Annotated in this window: 19 protein-coding genes and 1 tRNA gene; 9 read left to right on the forward strand and 11 right to left on the reverse strand. The window is 72.5% G+C overall.

All coding sequences use genetic code 11. The features are described from left to right. Nucleotides 1–67: 67 nt before the first annotated feature. The 3 genes from ACSBPG_RS27225 to ACSBPG_RS27235 all read left to right on the forward strand — a co-directional run bounded on the left by ACSBPG_RS27225 (nt 68) and on the right by ACSBPG_RS27235 (nt 1,728). Nucleotides 68–664 carry a hypothetical protein gene (locus ACSBPG_RS27225; protein ID WP_435540386.1) on the forward strand — a complete coding sequence of 199 codons (597 nt, stop codon included), beginning with the start codon at nt 68–70 and terminating at the stop codon, nt 662–664. A gap of 174 nt (nt 665–838) precedes the next feature. Then, complete coding sequence (locus ACSBPG_RS27230; RefSeq protein ID WP_435540387.1) at nt 839–1,297, forward strand: hypothetical protein; 459 nt, start codon at nt 839–841, stop codon at nt 1,295–1,297. Nucleotides 1,298–1,338: 41 nt separating this feature from the next. Further along, nucleotides 1,339–1,728 (forward strand): hypothetical protein, encoded by a 390-nt coding sequence (locus ACSBPG_RS27235; protein WP_435540388.1) that lies wholly within the window; start codon nt 1,339–1,341, stop codon nt 1,726–1,728. Between the two features lie 3 nt (nt 1,729–1,731). Here ACSBPG_RS27235 and ACSBPG_RS27240 read toward each other — a convergent pair whose 3' ends face one another. Then, the gene (locus ACSBPG_RS27240) at nt 1,732–2,298 is read right to left on the reverse strand and encodes a D-sedoheptulose-7-phosphate isomerase (protein ID WP_435540389.1); all 567 of its coding nucleotides are present in this window, start codon (nt 2,296–2,298) and stop codon (nt 1,732–1,734) included. Between the two features lie 218 nt (nt 2,299–2,516). Between ACSBPG_RS27240 and ACSBPG_RS27245 the strand changes: the two genes are divergently transcribed. Next, nucleotides 2,517–4,262, forward strand: a complete 1,746-nt coding sequence (locus ACSBPG_RS27245; protein WP_435540390.1) for a type I secretion system permease/ATPase — start codon at nt 2,517–2,519, stop codon at nt 4,260–4,262. Nucleotides 4,263–4,271: 9 nt separating this feature from the next. Further along, on the forward strand, nt 4,272–5,615 hold the full coding sequence (locus ACSBPG_RS27250; protein WP_435540391.1) for an HlyD family type I secretion periplasmic adaptor subunit: 1,344 nt from the start codon (nt 4,272–4,274) through the stop codon (nt 5,613–5,615). A gap of 8 nt (nt 5,616–5,623) precedes the next feature. Here the strand turns inward: ACSBPG_RS27250 and ACSBPG_RS27255 are convergent, their stop codons facing one another. Together ACSBPG_RS27255 and ACSBPG_RS27260 are read right to left on the reverse strand one after the other, a co-directional pair. Next, complete coding sequence (locus tag ACSBPG_RS27255) at nt 5,624–6,913, reverse strand: nucleotide sugar dehydrogenase (protein ID WP_435540392.1); 1,290 nt, start codon at nt 6,911–6,913, stop codon at nt 5,624–5,626. Between the two features lie 487 nt (nt 6,914–7,400). Further along, nucleotides 7,401–8,879, reverse strand: coding sequence for a methyl-accepting chemotaxis protein (locus ACSBPG_RS27260; protein ID WP_435540393.1), 1,479 nt, complete (start codon nt 8,877–8,879; stop codon nt 7,401–7,403). Nucleotides 8,880–9,232: 353 nt separating this feature from the next. On the opposite strand from ACSBPG_RS27260, the gene ACSBPG_RS27265 reads away from it, so the two are divergent. Beyond that, a complete protein-coding gene (locus ACSBPG_RS27265; RefSeq protein WP_435540394.1) occupies nt 9,233–9,988 on the forward strand; it encodes a hypothetical protein in 756 nt (251 codons plus the stop codon). Nucleotides 9,989–10,265: 277 nt separating this feature from the next. Here the strand turns inward: ACSBPG_RS27265 and ACSBPG_RS27270 are convergent. From ACSBPG_RS27270 to ACSBPG_RS27290, 5 genes are all read right to left on the reverse strand, one after another. Then, nucleotides 10,266–10,340, reverse strand: a tRNA-Thr gene (locus ACSBPG_RS27270). A gap of 80 nt (nt 10,341–10,420) precedes the next feature. Beyond that, nucleotides 10,421–12,349: a polysaccharide biosynthesis protein gene (locus tag ACSBPG_RS27275; protein ID WP_435540395.1), complete on the reverse strand. Its 1,929-nt coding sequence runs from the start codon at nt 12,347–12,349 to the stop codon at nt 10,421–10,423. A gap of 26 nt (nt 12,350–12,375) precedes the next feature. Next, nucleotides 12,376–13,326: an NAD-dependent epimerase/dehydratase family protein gene (locus tag ACSBPG_RS27280; protein WP_435540396.1), complete on the reverse strand. Its 951-nt coding sequence runs from the start codon at nt 13,324–13,326 to the stop codon at nt 12,376–12,378. Between the two features lie 11 nt (nt 13,327–13,337). Next, nucleotides 13,338–14,333, reverse strand: coding sequence for an MraY family glycosyltransferase (locus ACSBPG_RS27285; protein ID WP_435540397.1), 996 nt, complete (start codon nt 14,331–14,333; stop codon nt 13,338–13,340). Then, entirely contained in the window at nt 14,330–15,514 is a 1,185-nt protein-coding gene (locus ACSBPG_RS27290) for a glycosyltransferase family 4 protein (protein WP_435540398.1), read from the reverse strand. The genes ACSBPG_RS27285 and ACSBPG_RS27290 overlap by 4 nt, the downstream gene beginning before the upstream one ends. A gap of 189 nt (nt 15,515–15,703) precedes the next feature. On the opposite strand from ACSBPG_RS27290, the gene ACSBPG_RS27295 reads away from it, so the two are divergent. Together ACSBPG_RS27295 and ACSBPG_RS27300 are read left to right on the forward strand one after the other, a co-directional pair. Next, nucleotides 15,704–16,309, forward strand: a complete 606-nt coding sequence (locus tag ACSBPG_RS27295) for a glutathione S-transferase N-terminal domain-containing protein (RefSeq protein ID WP_435540399.1) — start codon at nt 15,704–15,706, stop codon at nt 16,307–16,309. Between the two features lie 31 nt (nt 16,310–16,340). Then, complete coding sequence (locus tag ACSBPG_RS27300; RefSeq protein WP_435540400.1) at nt 16,341–16,781, forward strand: cupin domain-containing protein; 441 nt, start codon at nt 16,341–16,343, stop codon at nt 16,779–16,781. A gap of 14 nt (nt 16,782–16,795) precedes the next feature. Here ACSBPG_RS27300 and ACSBPG_RS27305 read toward each other — a convergent pair whose 3' ends face one another. Both ACSBPG_RS27305 and ACSBPG_RS27310 read right to left on the reverse strand, forming a co-directional pair. After that, entirely contained in the window at nt 16,796–17,056 is a 261-nt protein-coding gene (locus tag ACSBPG_RS27305) for a hypothetical protein (protein WP_435540401.1), read from the reverse strand. Nucleotides 17,057–17,157: 101 nt separating this feature from the next. Continuing rightward, nucleotides 17,158–17,763, reverse strand: coding sequence for a class I SAM-dependent methyltransferase (locus tag ACSBPG_RS27310; RefSeq protein ID WP_435540402.1), 606 nt, complete (start codon nt 17,761–17,763; stop codon nt 17,158–17,160). A 483-nt stretch (nt 17,764–18,246) separates the two neighbouring features. On the opposite strand from ACSBPG_RS27310, the gene ACSBPG_RS27315 reads away from it, so the two are divergent. Then, complete coding sequence (locus ACSBPG_RS27315; protein ID WP_435540403.1) at nt 18,247–19,929, forward strand: DUF4347 domain-containing protein; 1,683 nt, start codon at nt 18,247–18,249, stop codon at nt 19,927–19,929. Nucleotides 19,930–20,485: 556 nt separating this feature from the next. On the opposite strand, the gene ACSBPG_RS27320 is transcribed toward ACSBPG_RS27315, so the two are convergent. Continuing rightward, nucleotides 20,486–21,328: a WecB/TagA/CpsF family glycosyltransferase gene (locus tag ACSBPG_RS27320; protein ID WP_435540404.1), complete on the reverse strand. Its 843-nt coding sequence runs from the start codon at nt 21,326–21,328 to the stop codon at nt 20,486–20,488. Nucleotides 21,329–21,344 lie beyond the last annotated feature (16 nt).

Below are 21,344 nucleotides of genomic sequence, written 5' to 3' on the forward strand. Positions count from 1 at the left end.
GGTGCGGCCCCGCGGCGCGTCGGGCGCGAGCGAAGGACGGCTTGGACGGGCACAGGGGACGGGGACGATGGCGTGGCAAGACGGGCAGGGCGGCGGACGCCGGCGGGCGATGGGGACGATGGCGGCGGTGGCGGCGGTCATGGCCGGCGTGCTGCTGACGGCGTGCGGCATCGGCATGGACGGCGGCCGCGACGTCCTGACCCCGGAGGCGATGCTGCCCGCCGGAGCGAGCGTCGCCGTGCTGCCCTTCGAGAACCTCACGCCGCACCCGGACGCCGGCATCATCGTCAGCGGGATGGTGTCGGCCGAGCTCGATCGTCTCGGCCGCTACGCCGTCCGCGAGGGCAGCGAGGTGCGCCATCAACTGGTCGCCGGGCGGACCGACCTGAAGCGGCTGACCGAGACCACGTACGCCCAGGAGGTCGGCCACCTCCTCGGCGTCGATGCCGTCCTGGTCGGCGGCGTTTCCGAATACGGCGACCGGAACGGGCCGCGCGAGGACGCGGTGGTCGGTGTCAACGCGCGGCTGGTGCGGACCTCGGACGGCTCGGTCGTCTGGGCGTCCAGCCTGTCGGAAAGCGGTGGCGGCATCTTCGTCCGGGAGAGCGTCGACGAGGTGGCGGAGCGCGCCGTCGCCCGCATGCTGTCGAGCCTGGGATCGTGAGCCGGCGGCGGGGTCCGGGCCACCGGGCCGCGCCGCGCCGGCCATGCCATTTCCCGGAGTCATTGCAGGCTTTCGTCGCCGTCTGTCTGATGGTGGGCGACGCCTTGCGCCGATTGCCGTACATTGCCCTCGTCTTCGACAACCCGCCGGTCCGCTCAGGAGGGACCCAGGACCATGCCGCCCCTCTTGCGCGTCGCCGCACTGCTGCCGGCCCTGCTCCCCGGCGTCGCCGCCGCCGACGGCGTGGAGCCGGTGCGGCCCGACCGCCACCATCTGGCGCCGCCGGCGCAACCGCCGCGGGAGCCGCCGCCGGCTCTGCCGCCGCGCACCCGCTTCGTCCGCGCCCAGGTGGTCTACCGCCTGCCGATGGCGCTGTCCGAGGTCGCCGACGCCGACCCGGCCCTGTCGCGCCTCTGCCGGCGCGGTGCCTTCGTGCAGGAGGCCAACGGCTTCTACTGGGCGCGCACGCCGCAGCGCTCGTACGGCGTGGCCTTCTCCGGCGGCGCCAACCTGATCGATCCGCAGAACCGCCGGCGGCCGGGCAAGGTCTACTTCTTCCAGGACCCCGACGCCCGCTGCACGGTCTGGGTCGCCGACCAGGCGCGGGTCATGAGCCATTACGTAGGCCCCTAGAGGCGCGCGGCGATCCGGAGATGCAGCGTGGAGGCCCTTCGATGAGACACACGGGTCCGGTTCTCGCCGCCGTCGCCGGCCTGGCGCTTGCCGCCGCCCTGCCGGGCGGGGCCGCGGCGCAGGACGCGCCGGCCCGTCCGGCGGCGGTGCGGGTGGCCGGCGAGCCGGTGCTCCAGCTCTGCCGCGACTGGCTGATGTGGGACAGCTGCCGTCAGTACGGCCACGGCATCCGCGTGCCGGAGGAGGTGCGAGTCGGCGACACCTTCGTCATCGCCTTCGCCTCCAACGCCAAGCGCATCCGCTTCACCGTCGCCGGGATCTTCTACGCCGACGGCGAATGCCACCTGATCCGCGGCTCGTCGCCGCAGGACGTGCATCCCGGCCATCCCGTCGACATGCTGATCGTCCGGGACTGCCGGCCGCTGGAATGACCCTCAGGCCGCCAGCGCCGCCTCGACCCGTTCGCAGATGTAGTGGTAGAGGCAGATGTGCACCTGCTGGATCAGCGGGGTCGAGCGCGACGGCACGTCGAGCAGGATGTCGCTCGCCGCCGCCATCTTGCCGCCGCCCTCGCCGGTCAGCGCGATGGTGGTCATGCCGGCCTGGCGCGCCGCCGTGAACGCGGCCAGCACGTTGCCGGAATTGCCGCTGGTCGAGATGCCGAGGATCACGCCGCCGGGCTCGCCATACGCCTCGACCTGCCGGGAGAACACCGTCTCGTAGGAATAGTCGTTGGACCAGGCGGTGAGCACGGCCGGGTTGGACGACAGGCAGATCGCCTTGAGGCCGCGCCGCTCCTTGAGGAAGCGGCCGACCAGCTCGCCGGTGATGTGCTGGGCGTCGGCGGCCGAGCCGCCGTTGCCGCACACCAGGAGCGCGCGGTTGGCCGCCAGCGCGCCGGCGATCGCATCGACCGCCGCCTCGACCCGGGCGGCGTCGAGCCGCTCCATGGTGTGCCGCAGGACCTCCACGGAGCGTTCGAGATAGGCGTGAAGGGACATGGGCGTGGCACTCGCGGCGTGGGCCCCGTCGCGGGGCGGGAAGGTGACGGACCGGGACTTTCCCAGAACGCTCGGCGCTTTTCAACCGGAACGGCGGTCGCCGGCCGGCGCGGATCCGTTGATTTTTGTCGAGTGCGGGGCCTACAAACGTATCCGTTGCCCGGGCTTTGCCGCGAAGGCCGGACGCTTGCCGCGTTGCACGAGAGGACAGCCGGTCGATGGAACTGCGGGGGCCCGAACTGCTCAAGGCGACGCGGCGCGAGTTCGGCCGGGCCATGGGCGTCGCCGCCGCCATCACGGTCTTTCTCACCCTGCTGCAGCTGGCGGTGCCGCTCTACATGATGCAGGTGTTCGACCGCGTGCTGAACAGCCGCAGCGTCGAGACGCTCACCATGCTGACGGCGATCGTTCTGGTCGCCGTGGCCATGTACGCCGCGCTCGACTTCCTGCGCGGCCGGGTCTTCCTGATGGCCGGCCATCTGGTGTCGGCGCGCCTCAACGGTGCGGCGTTCGAGGCGGCGGTGATCGACACCATGAAGGGGGACGGTGCGAACGCCAGCCAGGCCATCCGCGACATCAGCGACCTGCGCACCTTCATCACCGGCAGCGCCGTCGTCGCGCCGCTCGAGCTGCTGTTCGTGCCGCTGTTCATGCTGGCGCTGTTCCTGCTGCATCCGTCGTACGGGGTGCTGGCGGTGGCCGGCGCCGCCCTGATGTTCGGGCTCAGCGTCGTCAACGAGCTGGTCACCCGCCGCCCGATCATGGAGGCGAGCGCCGCGGCCGCGCGCTCCTACGGCTCGATCGGCGCCGCCATACGCCACGGCGAGGTGCTGGAGGCGATGGGCATGACGGCGGCGGTGACGCGCCGCTGGGTGCGGTCGCAGAACCGCCTGATGGCGCCGATGATCCGCGGCACCGACCGCGGCAAGCTCGTCGCGTCGCTGTCCCGGGGCGCCCGCCTCGGCCTGCGGGTGGCGCTGATCTTCCTGTCGGTGATCCTCGTCCTCGATCACGCGGCGTCGCCGGGCAGCATGTTCGGGGCGATGTTCATCATGGCCTACGCGCTGCAGCCCTTCGAGCAGCTCATCGAGACCTACCGCCAGTGGGTGTTCGCCCACGCCGCCTACGGGCGCCTGAAGACGCTGCTGTCGCGCACCGACGGCCGGCGCCAGGGGATGGCGCTGCCGATGCCCAATCCCCAGCTGCGGGTCGAGCGGCTGGTCTTCGTGCCGCCGGGGCACGACCGGGCGGTCCTCAAGGGCGTCTCCTTCCAGCTCGAGCCGGGCGAGGTGCTGGGCATCGTCGGCCCGTCGGGCTCGGGCAAGTCGACGCTGGCGCGCCTGCTCGTCGGCGTGTGGGAGCCGACCTCGGGCGGGGTGTTCCTGGACGGCCACAACGTCTACACCTGGAGCCGCGAGAACTTCGGGCGGCATGTCGGCTACCTGCCGCAGAGCATCGGCCTGCTCGAGGGGACGATCCGCGACAACATCGCCCGGATGGCCGAGGCCGATCCGCGCGACGTGGTCGAGGCGGCGCGCCGGGCCGACGTCCACGAGCTGATCGGCCGCCTGCCGTTCGGCTACGAATCGCCCCTCGACGACGACAGCTTCGTGCTGTCGGGCGGCCAGCGGCAGCGCGTCGCCCTCGCCCGCGCGCTGTTCGGCCGGCCCCGCCTGATCGTCCTCGACGAACCGAACTCGAACCTCGACCAGGCGGGGGAGGCGGCGCTGATCGCCGCCATCCGCGCCGCCAAGGACGACGGTGCGACGGTGGTCGTCATCGCCCACCGCCCGGCGGTCCTGGCCACCGCCGACAAGCTGCTGGCGCTGCGCGACGGCGTCGTCGAGCGGTTCGGGCCGCGCGACGAGATCGCCCGCTTCGGCCGCCTGGCCGGGCCGGGAGGCGAGGCGCCGCCCCGGCCGATCACCGTCACCACGGCGGCCGCCCGTCTGCCGAGCCCCTAGGGAGCGCCGATGACCACCCTGCTGAGCCAGGCCGGACCGGCCGAGGTGACCGAGGAGGAGGAGGCGGGCGTCCCCTCCCTGGCGGGAACGGTCCGCGCCGCCGCCGTGGTCGTCGTGCTGGGCTTCGGCTCCTTCTTCGGCTGGGCCTTCACCGCCACCCTGGACAGCGCGGCGGTGGCGAACGGCGTCGTCATGGTGGAGAGCCACCGCAAGACCGTCCAGCACCTGGAGGGCGGCATCCTGCGCGAGCTGCTGGTGCGCGAGGGCGACGAGGTGAGGGCGGGGCAGGTTCTGCTGCGGCTCGACGCCACGCAGCCCTCGGGCCAACTGTCCCAGGTGGAGGCGCAGTACTGGGCGGCCCTGGCGCGCGCGGCGCGCGCCAGGGCGGAGTCCCTCGACGAGGCGGAACCCGCCTTTCCGCCGGCGCTGCTCGCCGCGCGCGGCCGCCCGGAGGCGGCCGAGGCCATCACCACCCAGACGCGGCTGTTCGAATCGCGCGGCGAACTGCTGCGGGGGCAGATCTTCGTCCAGGAGCGGATGATCGCGCAGACCACCGAGGTGATCGCCGCGCTGCGGTTCCAGCTTTCGGCGACGCGCGAGGCGCTCAAGCTGATCGACGAGGAGCTGACGGTCGTCCGCGAGATGGTCGAGAAGGGCTACGAGCGCAAGCCGCGCCTGCTGGCGCTGATGCGCGACCTCGCCAACAACAAGGCACGCGAGGGCGAGCTCGTCGCCAACGTCGCCAAGGCCCAGCAGGAGATCGCCCAGACCGAGAAGCAGATCGCCGAGCTGAAGTTCGCCCGGCGCAGCGACGCCACGCGCGAGCTGCAGGAGGCGCAGACCGAGGCCAGCACCCTGGCCGAGCAGATGCTGCTCTACAAGGACGTGCTGGCGCGCCGCGAGGTGGTGGCGCCGCAGGACGGACGGGTCGTCGGCCTCAAGTTCTTCACGCCCGGCGGCGTCATCCGGGCCGGGGAACCGATCATGGACATCGTGCCGCGCGACGACGACCTGGTGGTCGAGGCGAGGATCAATCCGGTCGACATCGACGCCGTGCACGTCGGGCTGGAGTCCCACGTCCGGCTGACGGCCTACCGGCAGCGCCGGGTTCCCGCCATCGGCGGCGAGGTCGTCCACGTGTCCGCCGACGCCATGACGGACGAGGCCACCGGCGTCAGCTATTTCGCGGCGCGCGTGCGGCTCTCCGCCGAGGAGCTGCGGCAGCTTCCCGACGTCCATCTGGCGCCCGGCATGCCGGCCGAGGTGGCGATCGTCACCGGCGGGCGCCGCGCCATCGACTATTTCCTGGGTCCCTGGTACGACGCGACCTACCGCGCCTTCCGCGAGGAGTAGCGGCGGCTTCAGAGCCGCCAGAGATCGACCCCCTCGGGCACGGCGGCCCGGTCGAGGCGGGACTTCACGTCGACCACCAGGCCGGTGCCGCCGGCCAGCCGCCTCGTCACCGCGTCCCAGCCCGCGGCGACGTAGGCGGCGTGGGGAACCGCCAGGATGACCGCGTCGGCGGGCGGCAGGGCGGCGAGCGGCAGCAGGTCGAGCCCGTACTCGTGGCGGGCCTCCGCCGGGTCGGCCAGGGGATCGTGGACGGCCACGGCGACGCCGAAGCTCTCCAGCTCGCGGACGATGTCGACGACCCGGGTGTTGCGCAGGTCGGGCACGTCCTCCTTGAAGGTGAGGCCGAGGACGGTCGCCCGCATGGCGCCGGCCGCCGGCCGCCGGCGCAGCAGCCGTTTGACGGCCTCGCGGGCGATGTAGGCGCCCATGCCGTCGTTGATCCGCCGGCCGGCGAGGATGACCTCGGGGTGGTAGCCGACCTGTTCGGCGCGGTGCGTCAGATAGTAGGGATCGACGCCGATGCAGTGGCCGCCGACCAGCCCGGGGACGAACTTCAGGAAGTTCCATTTGGTGCCGGCCGCCGCCAGCACGTCGCCGGTGTCGATGCCGAGGCGGTGGAAGATCGTCGCCAGCTCGTTCATCAGGGCGATGTTGAGATCGCGCTGCGTGTTCTCGATGGCCTTGGCGGCCTCGGCGACGGCGATCGACGGGGCGCGGTGGATGCCGGCCTCGACGACGCTGCCGTAGAGGGCGGCGACGGTGTCCAGCGCCTGTGGGCTGGACGCCGCGACGACCTTGGTGATGGTCTCGAAGCGGTGCAGCCGGTCGCCGGGGTTGATGCGTTCGGGGGAGTAGCCGACCGCGAAGTCCGGTCCGCAGACCAGGCCGGATTCCGCCTCCAGGATCGGCACGCACTCCGCCTCCGTCGCGCCGGGATAGACCGTCGATTCGTAGACGACGATGGCGCCCCGCCGCAGCTGCCGGCCGACCGTGCGCGACGCCGCGTGCAGCGGCCGGAAGTCGGGGCGCTTGGTCTCGTGGATCGGCGTCGGCACGGTGACGATGTGCACCATCGCCTCGGCCAGCGCGGCCGGGTCGTCGGTCAGGGCGATCCGCGCCTCGGCCAGGGCGGCGGGCTCCACCTCCCCGGTCCGGTCGACCCCCCGGCGCAGTTCGCCGACCCGCCCGGCATCGATGTCGAAGCCGATCACCCGGTGGCCCTTGCGGCCGAAGGCGACGGCGACGGGCAGCCCGACATAGCCGAGGCCGATGACGGCGATGGGAAGGTCCTGGAGCATGATGGCGGTCACCGTTGAGAGCGCGCCCGTCGCCACCGGCGGGAATGGCCGCGACGGTTCGGGAAGCGGGCGGCCCGGCCGGCGCGGCCGCCACGGCCGAGACATTGTCGGCAAAGCCGGCGGTCCGCAATCATTCTTTGCCGATGGCCTTCGCCGATGGCCTTTGCCGGTGGCGGCCGGCGCGCCCGTCCGTCTCCGGTCGCCGCTGGTTCAGTTGACGCCGTAGCCCGCGCCGGTCACCACGACATAGAGCACGAACCCGGAAAACAGGACCAGGAGAGCGACTCCGCCGAACCGAATGCGCATGTGCCACCCTTGAGGACGTGTTTCACGTCGGAGTGGCGGCATGCTGTGCCTCGGCGGGGCGCACTGGCAAGGCGCGAATTGTGTCGTTTTGCCACAGCATCCGACAGTCCGTGCCCTGGATCGCTCAGGGGCGTCGGAAACCGGGCCCTTCTTCGCCGGCGCGGATGCGGCGCCGGCGGCCTCACCGCACCAGAACCTGCGCCGCCTCCTTGGTCTTGCCGACGGCGCCGGCCACCTGCTCCACCGCCGCGGAAATGGCGGCGACGTTGGTCGTCACCATCGACACGGCCGCCGAGGCGCTCTGCATGTTGGTCGACATGGTCTGTGTCACGGCGCTCTGCTCCTCGACGGCGGACGCCGTTCCGGTGACGTGCTCCCGCACGACGGAAACCGCCTCGCGTATGGCGGCCAGGGCGCCGGCCACCTCCGTCGCGGTGCCCTGGATGCCGTCGATCTCCGCCGAGATCTGTTCGGTGGCCTTGGCGGCCTGGTTGGCGAGGTTCTTCACTTCGCTGGCGACGACGGCGAAGCCCTTGCCGGCCTCGCCGGCGCGTGCCGCCTCGATGGTGGCGTTCAGCGCCAGAAGGTTGATCTGGCCGGCGATGCTGTTGATCAGGCCGATGATGCCGTTCATCGCCTGGGCGGCGGCGGTCAGCCGCCCCGTGCTTTCCCCGACGGCCATGGTCCGGTCGAAGGCGCTGTCGGTGGCGCCGCGGGCGCGCGCCATGCTCTGCGAGATCTCGCCGATCGACGCCACCAGCTCCTCGGCGCTCGCCGCGACCATCTGCACGTTGCTCGCGGTGGAGTCGGCGGCGTCGTTGGCCGAGGCGGCCTCGGCGGCGGAGCGGTGGAGGGCCCGGTCGACCTCGCCGAAATTCGTGTCGATCAGCCGCTTCAGGTTGGACAGCAGGGTGACCTGGTCGGTGACGTCGATGGCGAACTTGACGATCTTCGCCACCTTGCCCTGCTCGTCGAAGATCGGGTTGTAGGCGCCTTCGATCCACACGGGCTGCCCGGCCTTGTTCACGCGCTTGTACTGCGCCGCCTGGAATTCGCCGCTGCGCAGCTTGTCCCAGAACTGACCGTATTCGCGGCTGCTGCGGTAGTCCGCCTCGACGAACATGCTGTGGTGCTTGCCCAGCACCTCCTCCAGCCGATAGCCCATCACGCGGAGGAAATTTTCGTTGGCGCGGGTGATGATGCCGTCGGTGGTGAACTCGACGACCGCCTGGGACCGGCTGATGGCGGCCATCTGCGCGGCGTAGTCGAGGTTGGCGAGCCGCTCCTTGGCGTCGGCCCATTCGACGACGAAGCCGACCCGCCGCCCGTGCTCCGTCAGCGGCGTGACCAGCAGGTCGAAATGGTGGCCCGCGACCTTGATCGTCGCCCGGTGGGGCTTGGTCAGGGAGGTCAGCATGGCGCGCTGGTGCTGCGGGGTCTTGTGGAAGATGTCGATGTTGCTGCCGACCAGCGAATCGACGCTGAACCGGGGCAGCTCCTTGCGCAGATCGCCCTCGGCCTCGCGGAGCAGGGCGGCGGCCGACGGATTGACGTGAACGATGTTCAGCTCGGCGTCGGCGATCATGACCCGCGCGCGCACCGCGTCGAGAGCCGCCATCTTGCGGGCCAGAGCCTGATTGACCTTCCGCCGCCGGAACATCGATCGCACCACCTGATTGGAGTTGAATGCATAGAATGGTGCATGCCCACGAATGAAAGTCCAGAAAAAACTTCGCACCCTCTGTGATATCGGAAGAACTTTTCTGTATTCGCATCAACATTATTCAAGGCGCTTCGGTCATTCGCATCGCGTGACAGGATATGGCGCGGGTTGAGGAAATTTTCTTCGCGACGCGATGCCGTTTGTTGCTTTCGGGCGGGGCGGTTCGCCGACGTCGTCGGCGCCGGCGCTTGCGGACGGGCCGGGGCGCGGGGCGCGGGAGCTCGGGCGGATGTCTGCGATCCCTGCGGACCATGGCACTATGCCGGCTCGTTCTGCCGCGGGAGGTTCGCATGCTGGCACTGATGGCCGATCATCCCTTCGTCTTCGGCCCCCTGTTCCTGCTGACGATCGTCATGATCGGCCTGGCGCTGGTGTGGACGGCCGAAGGTTCGCCGCTCGCCCCTCTGCTCGGGCGCTGCGCCGAGATCGTCGCACCCTACGCGGCCTCGCTGTCCCTCCTGTTCAATCTGTTCGTCGTCTTCGTGGCGACCGACATCTGGAGCCAGCGCGACACGGCGGCGGCGGCGGTGACGCGGCAGGCCGATGCCATCCGCCTGCTGCGCGTCATCGCCGACGGCCTCGGCGACGACGGCCGGGCGCTGGGAGCCGTCGTCGCGGAGTACGGGGCGGCCCAGACCGCGGCCGACTGGCGCGAAGCGGATGGCCGTCGGGCGTCCGAGGCGTTGCAGAAACGCCTGCAGGAGCAGGTCCTGTTCGGCGACGCCGCCGGCGCGGACGACCTGGTGCGACGCACGGCCGTCGACGCGATCCTCACCGTCGGTGACGCTCACCGCGACCTGGTCGCCGCGGCGACGTCGCGGACCAGCATGCAGAAATGGGCGGCCGCGTTCGTCCTCGCCATCTTCGCGCAGATGGCGCTGGTGCTCGTGCATCTCGGCCGGCCACGCGGTTCGACCGTGGCGAACCTGCTGTTCTCCGTCGGCGTGGCCTTCATCCTCTGGGTGACTCTGACCCGGATCGACCCGTTCGAAGGAGTCGATCCGATTTCGCTCGAACCCATCGCGACGGCGGCCCGGGTTCGGTGATCGGGAGCGACGCGCCCCGTCGCTCCGTCGACGGCGCACGCGGGGAGCCGTGGGGAAGGTGGAGGGTGCCGGACAGGTGATCGTGCCGGCGGGTGGAAGCCTGTGGGAATTGGTGGTTGTGCGATCCGGTCAACGAGTCGCGATGCGAACGGCCGGTGAACAAAGTCCACGGGTTTTCCACGCCTGCACGTGCCGGTTCACGCTGCGTTCTGCCGAACGGTCTTTTGGACGGGCAGGGAGGCGGGGGAGAAAAGCCCTGTATTTCCAAGGCTTAGGATGGTGCTGCCGGTGAGGATTGAACTCACGACCTCTCCCTTACCAAGGGAGTGCTCTACCACTGAGCTACGGCAGCCCCGTCGTGGGGTGGGCGGGTATATGCCACAGGGATTCGGCGGGCGCAAGCCTCAAGGACGGAAAAAATTCGCCGCCCCTTCATGCCTGGGCGTCGCTGCGCGCATCGGCGGCGGCGGCGTAGTCGGGGACGATGTTGGCGAGGATGGTGCGCACCCGCGCCGTGTCGCCCGAACGCGCGGCGGCCTCCAGCTCGCCGAGCGCACGGTTGACCAGCGCGTAGTCGATGAGCCGCGGCGCCGCCAGGAAGACGCCGTCCGCCTCGGTGCGGGTCGGCGCCTCGGCGGCGGACAGGATCTCCTCGAACAGCTTCTCGCCCGGCCGCAGGCCGGTGAAGCGGATCTCGACGTCCTGGTCCGGGCGCAGCCCGGCCAGCCGGATCATCTGGCGCGCCAGGTCGACGATCTTCACCGGCTCGCCCATGTCCAGCACCAGCACCTTGCCGCGCGCTTCGCGGCTGGCCGCGCCGTGGGCGGAGGCCTGGAGGACCAGCTCCACCGCCTCGCGCACCGTCATGAAGTAGCGCCGCATGTCGGGATGGGTCACCGTCAGCGGGCCGCCGCGGGCGAGCTGGCGCTGGAACAGCGGCACCACCGAGCCGGACGAGCCCAGCACGTTGCCGAAGCGCACGGTCATGAAGCGGGTCGGCGTCTCGGCGGCGTTGCGCGGCGGCAGCACGTCCAGCGCCTGGCAGTAGGTCTCGGCGAAGCGCTTGGTGGCCCCCATCGCCGAGGTCGGACGGATCGCCTTGTCGGTGGAGACGAGGACCATGGCGAGGCAGCCCGCCGCCCGTGCGGCGTCGGCGACGTTGCGGGTGCCGACCACGTTGGTCAGCGCCCCCTCGGCCGGGTTGGCCTCGACCAGCGGCACGTGCTTCAGGGCGGCGGCGTGGAAGGCGAGGGCCGGCCGGTGCTCCTGGAACAGCCGGGCGACGCGCTCGCGGTCGCGCACGTCGGCCAGCACCGCGTGCAGCCGCAGCGCCGGGTGGCGCTCGCGGATCTCCAGGTCGATGGCGTAGAGGTTGAACTCGCCGGCGTCGACCAGCACCAGCTCGTCCGGCTCCAGGGCGGCGATCTGGCGCACCAGCTCGCTGCCGATGGTGCCGCCGGCGCCGGTGACGATCACCCGCCGGCCGGCGATCAGCCCGGCGATGGCGCCGCGGTCGAGCACCGCCTGCGGGCGTCCCAGCAGGTCCTCCAGGGCGATCGGGCGCAGCTCCACCTTGCCCTCGTCGAGGGCCGACTTGAACTCGGTCAGGCTGGGCAGGCGCGACAGGGTCAGGCCGAGGGCGGCGGCGCGGTCCAGCAGGTCGCGCACGGGAGCGCCGCGGATCTCCACCTGCTCCTTGGTGAGGATCAGGCGCTGCGGCCGCACGGCCCGGCGGTCGAGGCTGGCGACGATGTCCTCCAGCTCCTCCGGCCCGCCCAGCACCGGCACGCCGCGCACGGAATGGCCGACGCGGCGGTTCTTGTCGTCGATCAGGCCGACCACCCGGTAGGGGGTGCGCCCGCCGTGCCCCTGGGAGCGGATGAACAGCTCCGCCGCGTCGCCGACGCCCAGCAGCAGCACCGGGATGCGCGGCACTCCGCCGGGATCGTCCTCCAGGCCGAGGCGGTTGTCCTTGAGCAGACGGTAGGCGAAGCGCGGCCCCCCCAGGAGCACGAGCTGCACGAACCACAGGATCAGCGGCACCGAGCGCGGCAGGTCCTGCAGCCGGGTCAGCATGAACATCGCCAGGACGAAGATCAGCACCGCCACCGACACCGCGCGCACCAGCTGCGCCAGGTCCGGCATCGACGCGTAGCGCCACATGCCGCGGTAGAGCCCGAACAGGCGGAACACCACCGCCGCCACCGCCACCATCAGCGGCGCGCCGAGCGTCAGCGCCTCGGCGTAATCGGTGAAGGCGAGGCCGCCGACGCGCAGGTAGAGGGCGACGACGAAGGCCACGCCCGTCATCAGCAGGTCGTGGACGTAGACGGCGAACGCCCGCGGAGACCGGATGCGCATCATGAGGGAACCTGCGAAGGGCCGCGTCAGCCGCGGCAAGAATTGAACCATTCGGCGGTGGCGCGCAAGCCGTAGGCGGTGTTGCGCGGCGGCCGCCACTGCATGGTACGGTGGATCGCATGATCCTCCAGCACCAGCGAGCCGGCGATACGGTCGTAGACGGCGCGCCGGCCGGCCAGGGTCGCGGCGAGCCGCAGCAGGTCCGGCGGCACGGCGACGAGGCGCGGCACCACCCCCAGCTCGTGGGCGAGGCGGCGCACCAGGTCCGGCGTCGACAGCGGGAAGGCGTCGTGCAGCAGGAAGGCGTGGCCGGGGGCCTCGGGGTGGACCAGCGCGAGCGCCGCGGCGTCGCAGAGGTTCTCCACGTAGATCAGGCTGCGCCGGTTGTCCACCCGGCCCAGGGGCAGCGGCACGCGCCGCCGGATCAGCTCCATCAGCCGGCGGAAGTTGCCGCCGACGCCGGGGCCGTAGACCAGCGGCGGGCGCAGCACCACGGTTTCCAGCCCGGTGCGCGACGCCACCTCGGCCAGCGCCCGCTCCGCCTCCAGCTTGGAGATGCCGTAGGGCGAACGGGGGCATGGCGGCTCCCGATCGCCCACCGGGGCCGGCCGGCTCTCGTCGGTCACCGCCTTGATGGAGCTGAGGAAGACGAAGCGCCGCACGCCGGCGGCGGCGGCGGCCTCGGCCAGGCGCCGGGTGCCCGCGGTGTTGACGTGGCGGAAGGCGGCCAGGGGGTCGGCCTCGCGGTCGCGCATGACGTGGACGCGCGCCGCGAGATGGACCACGGCGTCGATGCCGGCGAGCGCGGCCGACCACTCCGTGTCGGGGCCGATGTCGCCGACGACGACGGTGCGGGCACCCGGCGCCAGCGCCTCGGGGCGGCGGACCGCGGCGCACACCTCGTGGCCCTGGCCGGCCAGCAGGGGAACGAGCGTCGTGCCGACGAAGCCGGTGGCGCCGGTGACCAGGACCCGCATGGTCGCCCTCCTCAGGCCGCCGGCCGGGCGAAATGCATGAGCAGCCGGGCGACCACCAGGGCGCCGGCCGGCACGGTCGGCCAGCCGGCGCTCAGCGAGAGCACCGCCAGGGCGGCCAGCACGGCGTTGGCGGCCAGAGCCGCCTGCACCACGCGGTCATGGCGGCGGCCGCGCTGCACTGCCTTCTGATAGAAGTGCTCGCGGTGCGCCTGCCACAGCCGCTTTCCCGCCGCGGCGCGGCGCAGCAGGGTGATCGTCGCGTCGGCCAGGAAATAGAGCGGCAGCAGCAGCGCCGCTTCCCACAGACCTGCGCCGGCGGCCGACAGCAGCAGCCAGCCCAGGAGATAGCCCAGCGGCACGCTGCCGACGTCGCCCATGAAGACCTTGGCGGGATGCCAGTTCCAGCCGAGGAAGCCGAGCGCCGCCCCGGCCACCGCCAGCCCGTAGAGGGGGAACGCCGCGTCGAGGCCGGCCAGCGCGGCGACCAGCGCCAGCCCGCCGCCGACGCAGGCGGCCTCGCTGCCGGCCATCCCGTCGATGCCGTCCATGAAGTTGAACAGGTTGACGAACCACAGCCAGGCGACGCCGGCCACGGCGCGGTCGAGCCACCACGGCGCCAGCCCCTGCAGGACCAGCCCGTCCGCCGGCAGGGTGGCCAGCCCGGCGGCGACGGCGGCGATCTGCGCCAGGAAGCGCGGCGCGGCGCCGAGGCCGCGGCGATCGTCGGCCCACGACACGGCGACCAGCGCGGCGGCGGCGGCGAGCAGCGGCAGCAGGGCGGGGAGCCGGCCGGCGGCGGCGGCGATCACCACCCAGGCCGGCAGCACCGTCAGCACCACGCCCCAGCCGCCGCCGCGCGGCGTCGGCACGGTGTGGCTGGAGCGGTCGTTGGGATGGTCGAGGATGGCGCGCTGGCGCAGGTAGGCGAGCACCCGCCCGACCAGCAGCCAGGACAAGGCCAGCGTGCCCGCCAGCGCGGCGAAGGGGGCGAGGGCCTGCGCGCTCATGGCGCGGTGGGCTCCGCCGCGCCGGCGGCGGGGACACCCGGCGCCGCCACCAGGCTGCGGTAGAGCTCGACGGTGCGGGCGCCGACCCGGTCCGCCGCCATGTCGGACAGCACCAGCCGCCGCCCGGCCTCGGCGAAGCGGCGCCGCCGCGCCGTGTCGCCGGCCAGGGCGGCGATCGCCTCGGCGAGCGCCGCCGGGTCGTCGGGCGGGACGAGCAGGGCGTTCTCGCCGGCGCGCGCCACCTCGCGGCAGCCCGGCACGTCGGTGGCGACGATGGCCCGGCCGCACGCCGCCGCCTCGAGCAGGCTCTTCGGCAGTCCCTCGCGGCGCGACGGCAGGGCGGCGATGTGGGCGCGCGCCCACACCGTGCGGACGTCGGCGACCTGGCCCGCCAGCTCGACGCCGGGCAGAGTGCGCCAGCGCGCCAGCTCCTCCGCCGGCACCGAGGTCGGGTTCTCCGGGTCCGGCGTGCCGGCGAGGATCAGGCCGACGTCCAGCCCCGCGCCGTGCAGGCGCTGCTGCGCCTCGACCAGCGGGCGCACGCCCTTGTCCGCCAGCAGCCGGCCGACGAAGCCGACGGTGACCGGCGGCTCCGGCGGCTCCGGCAGGACCGCGAAGTGGTCGGTGTCGATGCCGGAGCCGCGGATCAGCCAGCAGCGCTCCGCGGCCGCCAGCCCGAGCCCGACCAGGAGGTCGCGGTCGTCGGCGTTCTGCAGCACCAGCACGCTGTTCGGCCGCTTCAGCACCTGGCGCAGCAGCGGCCGGGCCACGGCGCCGGCGAGGCGCGCCTTGACGCTTCCCTTGCCGAACGTCGAGCCGAGGCCGGTCAGGGCGTTGACCACCGCCGGCACGCCGGCCAGGGCGGCGGCCAGACCGCCCAGCAGCACGGGCTTCAGCGCCACGTGGTGGACGATGTCCGGGCGCTCGCGCCGGTACAGGGCGGCGATCTCGGCCACCGAGGACAGCGCCCCCACCGGGTTCAGCGAGCGGCGGCGCCAGTCCAGCGGCACCACACGGAATCCGGCCGCGGCGATGCGCTCGCCATGGGCGTCGACCCGGGTCGCCACGGCGACGTCGAAGCCGGCGTCGCGGGCCGCGCGCGCCATGGGCAGGCGGTGCGACCAGAAATACCAGTCCTCGGTGACGAGGTAGAGCAGCTTGGGCCGGGTGCGCTCGGACACGGAGGGAAACTCTCGGCATGAAGACGGACGGGGGCGACGCCGCCGCATCGGTCGTCCCGCCGCCGTCTTATGCCCCACCCCCGGGCGCGACGCCAGTGCCCAGTGACGGCGCCGCCGCCCGCCGCACGGTTGCCAGGGCGCGGCGCCTGGGCTCTAATCACCCGGCCGATCAAGCCAAGGAGCCGGACCATGATGACGCTGCGCTGGAGCGCCACCTCGCCCTACGTGCGCAAGGTGATGATGGTGGCCATCGAGTGCGGCCTGGAGGCCGACATCGCCGCGGTGGCCACCGACCCCTGGGCGCCCGACACGGACCTGCCGCGCGACAACCCGTTGGGGCGGGTGCCGGCCCTCGCGCTGGAGGACGGCACCGTGCTCTACGACAGCCCGGTGATCGCCGAGTATCTCGACTCCCGGCACGGCGGCGCGAAGCTGTTCCCGGCCGCCGGCCCGGCGCGCTGGACGGCGCTGCGCCTGCAGGCGCTCGGCGACGGGCTGTGCGACGCGGCGGTGGCGCGCCGGCTGGAGACGATGCGGCCCGAGGGCGAGCGCTCGGCCGCCTGGATCGAGCGGCAGCGGCGCGCCATGCAGCGCGCCTGCGACGCTCTGGAGGCCGAGGCGCCGCGGCTGGGCGACGCGGTCACCATCGGCACCCTGGCGGTGGTGGCGGCGCTCGGCTATCTCGACTTCCGCTGGGGGCAGGAGGACTGGCGGCCCGGCCGTCCGGCGCTCGCCGCCTGGTACGGGCGCGCCGCCCAGCGCGACAGCGCCCGGCGCACGGCACCGCCGGCCTGAGCCGGCAACTGAGAGATACGAGGGGGAGGGGATGACCGACACGCTCGACGCCGACCGCATCATCGCCCTGCTCGGGCTGCAGCCGCACCCCGAGGGCGGCCATTTCGTCGAGACCTACCGGCACGCCGATCCGGCCGGCGGCCGCGGCGCGAAGACCGGCATCTACTTCCTGCTGCGCGCCGGCCAGCGGTCGCACTGGCACACGGTGGACGCGGTGGAGATGTGGCACTGGTACGGCGGCGGCCCCCTGGAACTCGCCATCGCCGATGCGGGCGGGGCGGTCGAGACGGTCCGCCTCGGCATGGACCTGCTGGCCGGCGAGCGGCCGCAGGCGGTGGTGCCGGAAGGGGCGTGGCAGGCCGCCCGACCGCTCGGCGCCTGGACCCTGGTCGGCTGCACCGTCGCCCCGGCCTTCCGCTTCGAGGGCTTCCGCCTGGCGCCGCCGGACTGGGAACCGGGCCGGCCGCTCTGAGCCGGCGCGGCGCCTCAATGCTCGCGGTCGGGCCGGTCGGCGTGATCGCCCAGGTTCATGATGCCGACCGCCATGGCGACGCCGCCGAAGGTGCAGCAGACCGAGCCGATGAACAGGTACAGGCCGACCACCATGCTGTCGGACCGCAGCAGCAGGGTGCCGAGCCCGGCCACGTCGAACCACAGCATGCCCAGGCAGAACGCCAGACCGGCGAGCAGGCCGGCGGCGAGATGGCGGGCGAGGAACAGCAGGGCGGGGCGGGCGTAGGGCTGCATCGGTCGGCTCGGCTGGGGGCGGACGGAGCGCACCGTGCCCCGGCGCCGCCGCCGGCGCATTGATCGATCTCAGCCCGTCCGCGACTCGGCGCGCCGGCCGGTCAGCTCATCGGCGGGGCGTTGCGGCGGCGATAGGTCCACACCGAGGCCGGCGGCAGATTCCGCGCGATCCAGCGGAAGCGCCGCGCGACCAGCCCGAGCCGGCGCACCAGCGCGGGGTTCAGCGGCGAGAACGGCCCATAGGTGAGCTGCACGAACACCCCGTGCGGCCCCATCACCTCGAAGGCGCCGTGGGCGATGCGGATCTGCGCCGAGAGCGGCAGGGCGATCAGCGGCAGGCCGGACACCACCGCGTCGCAGCCGTGCCAGCCTTCGCGGATGGCGAAGCGGCCGATGCGGCGGGCGTCGCCCTCCACCACCGTGACGCCGGGGTGGCGGTCGCGCAGGTGCCGGGCGAAGACGTCGTCCAGCTCGAGAAGCAGCAGGTCCCGCGGCTCGACCCCGGCCTTCAGCAGCGCCGAGGTGATCGGTCCGGTGCCGGGGCCCAGCTCGACCACCCGCTGCCCGGCGCCGGCGCCGGCGGCCTCGACCATCGCGCGGCACAGCTCGGTGCCGCTCGGCGTGACCGAGGCGACCTTGAGGGGCGCTTTCACCCATCGCTCGACAAACAGCTTCCGTTCGGCGAATGCCATGTCCGTCTTCGTCATGCGATCCCGTCCTGCCCTGCGCCCCGCCGGTTCCCCGCTACGTGCGGTGGCGCGCGATGATGATCCTCCCGCCGGCCTGCGTCCAGTGCGGAGATGCCGTCTCCCGCCAGTCGGAACACCAAGCGACCGGCGGGCCGCCGCGGCGCCGGCGCCGACCGTTCCCTCTTCGGATCCGCATCCCCCCGACGTCAAGAACGGCTCCCCTTTTCGGCCGGCCTTCCTTTGGCCCATAGCACTATGCTCAGTCAGCAAAAAAGTCCGTCATAGAGCGAAAACACCCGAAAGAACCGATCGAATCGTCGCTGGAGGCTTCGGGGGTATACCTCCTCTTCCGCGTTTATCGACGCAGCGCGTCCCGGCACACTGACCACGTTTTCCGGCCATGGCTGTCGCTTGGGGCCCGTTGTCGGTCACGGGTTTTGCCGCCCGGGCCCAACGCCTGCCCGTGGTCCGGCGTGCCACAAGAGCAAGAGAGGTAAGGCGGTGCGTGAGCTTCTGATTGCGGACTCCGCTCTCGAGGACCTGGCATATCTTCTCGAGCGTCGCCGGCCGGGAGTCCGGACGATCCTGGTGTCCGCGGACGAGGACGCCCATGGCGTGCTGGCCCGCGCGCTCGCCGCGCGGCCGGCGGCCATCCACCTTCTGGCGCACGGCGAACCCGGGCGCGTCCGCCTCGGTGCCGCGGCGATCGACGCGGCGTCCCTGGCCGATCGCCACTGGCCCTCGGCGCCGGGCACAGAAATCCTGATCCACGCCTGCCGGGTCGCCGAAGGCGAGACGGGGCGGCGCTTCGTCGAGCGGCTGGCGCGGGCCACCGACACGGCCGTGGCCGCCGCCTCGACGCCGGTCGGCGACGCCGCCCAGGGGGCGGGCTGGTCGCTCGACCACGCGACCGCGACGATCACCGCGGCGTCCCCCTTCGTCGGGCACGAGGCCTGGCCGCACGTGCTGGCGGTCGCCGGAACGCCGTCGGGCGGCGCCGACACCCTGATCGGCGACGCCGACAACGACGTGGTGGACGCCCTGGCGGGAGACGACTACGTCGACGGCGGCGGCGGCAACGACGTGCTGTCGGGCAACCAGGGCAACGACTATCTCTACGGCGGCGACGGCGACGACAGCATCGACGGCGGCGACACCTCCGACACCATCGACGGCGGCGCCGGTGCCGACTTCATGACCGGCGGCCCCGACTACACCGCCTTCGACCGGGTGACCTACGCGTCGGCCGGCACGCAGGGTGTCGTTCTCGACCTGGAGAACCCGGCCAACAGCCAGGGGTTCGCCGCCGGCGACACCATCGTCCGGATCAACCTGATCGAGGGCAGCGAGGGCAACGACCTCTTCATCGACAGGACGACTCTCGCCGAAGGCGAGACCGGCGACAGCTATTTCTGGGGCCATGGCGGCGACGACACGCTGTCCGGGGCGGTCGGCAGGGACACGCTGGAGGGCGGCTACGGCAACGACTGGATCGACGGCGGCAGCGAGGACGACCAGCTCTACGGCCACTGGGACAACGACGTTCTGCTCGGCAACCATGGCGACGACAAGCTGTTCGGCGGCGACGGCGACGACCTGCTGGTCGGCCACATCGGCAACGATTCCGTCTTCGGCGGCCTCGGCGCGGACACGGTGTTCGCCGGCGAGGACAACGACGAGATCTTCGGCAACAAGGACGCCGACGCGCTCTACGGCAACCAGGGCGCCGACACCATCTTCGGCGGCCAGGACGCCGACAGCCTGTTCGGCGGCCAGGACAGCGACCTGCTCTACGGCCAGCTCGCCTCGGACGTGGTGTACGGCCAACTCGGCGTCGACACGCTGTTCGGCGGCCAGGGCGACGACACGCTGTTCGGTGGCCAGGGCGACGACCTGCTGTTCGGCAACGTCGGCAACGACACCATCGTCGGCAACCTCGGCAACGACACCATGGAGGGCAACGACGGCGCCGACACCTTCGTCTTCGGTCCCTTGAGCGGAGCGGACACGATCACCGACTTCAGCGGCGCCGAGGGCGACCGCCTGCAGGTCGCGGCCGGCACGACCTGGACCATCGCCGACGGTGACGCCGGTGCGGTCGTCGTCTTCAGCACCGGCGACCAGGTGACCCTCACCGGCGTCCGCGCCGTCGACATCAGCGACTCCTGGTTCACCACGGGGTGATCGCCGGGGGACGCGCGTCGCCGGTGGGCCTCGCGACCCCTCTCTTCCCCGGGCCGGCGCATTCGCAGGCGTGGCGGCGCGGTACGGCAGAACCCCCTCTCCCCATGCGGGAGAGGGGGTTTTCTTCGCCGTGTGGGAACCGTGTCGCAGCCGCCGGAGGTGCGAGCACAACGGCCCCCCGCCGAACCCTTTCCCTGGGGGAGAGGACTGGCACGACCACAGGCGATGCCTCCCGCGCGTATCGTTATGCGCGCTTGCGCATAACGATGGTTGGATTACAATGCCGACGACTTCTTCCGCCGGCCGCGTCGCCTGGCCCGGCCGCCGGCAGACGTTCGGAACCAAACTCCCCCGGCGCACCCGCCCGGGGGCTTTTTTCCGCGATCCAGGCGCTGCCAGACCTGGCACCGATCCCCCGGCGACCGGTCCCGGGTCCGTCGGCGGAACCGCCCGCCCACGGTTCCGCGGCAACGGAAAGCCCCCTGCTCCCGGGCCGGGAGAGGGGGTGTCCGTCGTCGCCCGGCGGGGCCGGGACGAGAGCAGGGGAGGCGGCGGGCTACGCCGTGCCCGGGTCGGCGCCCGGCGAGCCGGCCGGCCGCCGCGGCCGCAGCACCTCGCGCGCCAGCAGGCCGGCGTACAGGCTGTTGGTGACGAGGTAGCGCTTCCACATCCGCCGCGGCTCCTGCAGCACGCGGTAGAACCATTCCATGCCGGCGCGCTGCATCCACACGGGCGCCCGCCGGGTCATCCCGGCCATCACGTCCACCGAGCCGCCGACGCCCATCAGGAACTTGACGCCGAGCCGCTCGCGGTACTGCTGGGTGAAGCGTTCCTTGGTCGGGCTGGAGATGGCGACGAACAGGCAGTCGGCGCCCGACGCCCGGATCTCCTCGACGATGGTCGCCTCGTCCTCGCGGCTGAAGTAGCCGTTGCGGTAGCCGGCGAACTCCAAGGTGGGGTAGCGCGCCTCGATGTTGACGACGGCGCGCTCCAGCACCTCCTGCTTGGCCCCCAGGATGTAGGGGCGGTAGCCGCGGGTGGCGCACAGCGCCAGCACACGGTCCATCAGGTCGATGCCGGCGACCCGCGCCGGCACCGGGCAGCCGGCGAGCCGGGCCCCCCACACCACGCCCTGCCCGTCGATGTTGATGAGGTCGCTGTCCACCACGTCGGCGTGCAGCGCCGGGTCGGAGCGCATGTTGACCAGCTTGGAGACGTTGACGACGACGTGCTTCAGGCACACGCCCTCGGCGATCGCCGCGTCGATGATGCGGACCGTCTCCTCCATGTCCAGCGGGTCCATCGGCACCCCGAGGAACCGCATCCGCCGCTGCGGCACGCCGAAGCGCTCCAGCAGCTCGCGGAGCCGGATGTCGTTCGCCCCCGTAACGCTCGTCATGGTCGCCTCCTTCGCC

Origin of the sequence: Azospirillum sp. ST 5-10 (assembly GCF_051225715.1) — a bacterium.
In the GTDB taxonomy this organism is placed as follows: domain Bacteria; phylum Pseudomonadota; class Alphaproteobacteria; order Azospirillales; family Azospirillaceae; genus Azospirillum.

Coding starts and splice junctions, on each gene's coding strand:
- ACSBPG_RS27310 (WP_435540402.1), bottom strand. CDS start 17,763: ATGACGAAGACGGACATGGCATTCGCCGAACGGAAGCTGTTTGTCGAG.
- ACSBPG_RS27240 (WP_435540389.1), bottom strand. CDS start 2,298: ATGTCCCTTCACGCCTATCTCGAACGCTCCGTGGAGGTCCTGCGGCAC.
- ACSBPG_RS27320 (WP_435540404.1), bottom strand. CDS start 21,328: ATGACGAGCGTTACGGGGGCGAACGACATCCGGCTCCGCGAGCTGCTG.
- ACSBPG_RS27235 (WP_435540388.1), top strand. CDS start 1,339: ATGAGACACACGGGTCCGGTTCTCGCCGCCGTCGCCGGCCTGGCGCTT.
- ACSBPG_RS27225 (WP_435540386.1), top strand. CDS start 68: ATGGCGTGGCAAGACGGGCAGGGCGGCGGACGCCGGCGGGCGATGGGG.
- ACSBPG_RS27230 (WP_435540387.1), top strand. CDS start 839: ATGCCGCCCCTCTTGCGCGTCGCCGCACTGCTGCCGGCCCTGCTCCCC.
- ACSBPG_RS27280 (WP_435540396.1), bottom strand. CDS start 13,326: ATGCGGGTCCTGGTCACCGGCGCCACCGGCTTCGTCGGCACGACGCTC.
- ACSBPG_RS27275 (WP_435540395.1), bottom strand. CDS start 12,349: ATGCGCATCCGGTCTCCGCGGGCGTTCGCCGTCTACGTCCACGACCTG.
- ACSBPG_RS27260 (WP_435540393.1), bottom strand. CDS start 8,879: ATGTTCCGGCGGCGGAAGGTCAATCAGGCTCTGGCCCGCAAGATGGCG.
- ACSBPG_RS27305 (WP_435540401.1), bottom strand. CDS start 17,056: ATGCAGCCCTACGCCCGCCCCGCCCTGCTGTTCCTCGCCCGCCATCTC.
- ACSBPG_RS27265 (WP_435540394.1), top strand. CDS start 9,233: ATGCTGGCACTGATGGCCGATCATCCCTTCGTCTTCGGCCCCCTGTTC.
- ACSBPG_RS27255 (WP_435540392.1), bottom strand. CDS start 6,913: ATGCTCCAGGACCTTCCCATCGCCGTCATCGGCCTCGGCTATGTCGGG.
- ACSBPG_RS27250 (WP_435540391.1), top strand. CDS start 4,272: ATGACCACCCTGCTGAGCCAGGCCGGACCGGCCGAGGTGACCGAGGAG.
- ACSBPG_RS27285 (WP_435540397.1), bottom strand. CDS start 14,333: ATGAGCGCGCAGGCCCTCGCCCCCTTCGCCGCGCTGGCGGGCACGCTG.
- ACSBPG_RS27295 (WP_435540399.1), top strand. CDS start 15,704: ATGATGACGCTGCGCTGGAGCGCCACCTCGCCCTACGTGCGCAAGGTG.
- ACSBPG_RS27245 (WP_435540390.1), top strand. CDS start 2,517: ATGGAACTGCGGGGGCCCGAACTGCTCAAGGCGACGCGGCGCGAGTTC.
- ACSBPG_RS27300 (WP_435540400.1), top strand. CDS start 16,341: ATGACCGACACGCTCGACGCCGACCGCATCATCGCCCTGCTCGGGCTG.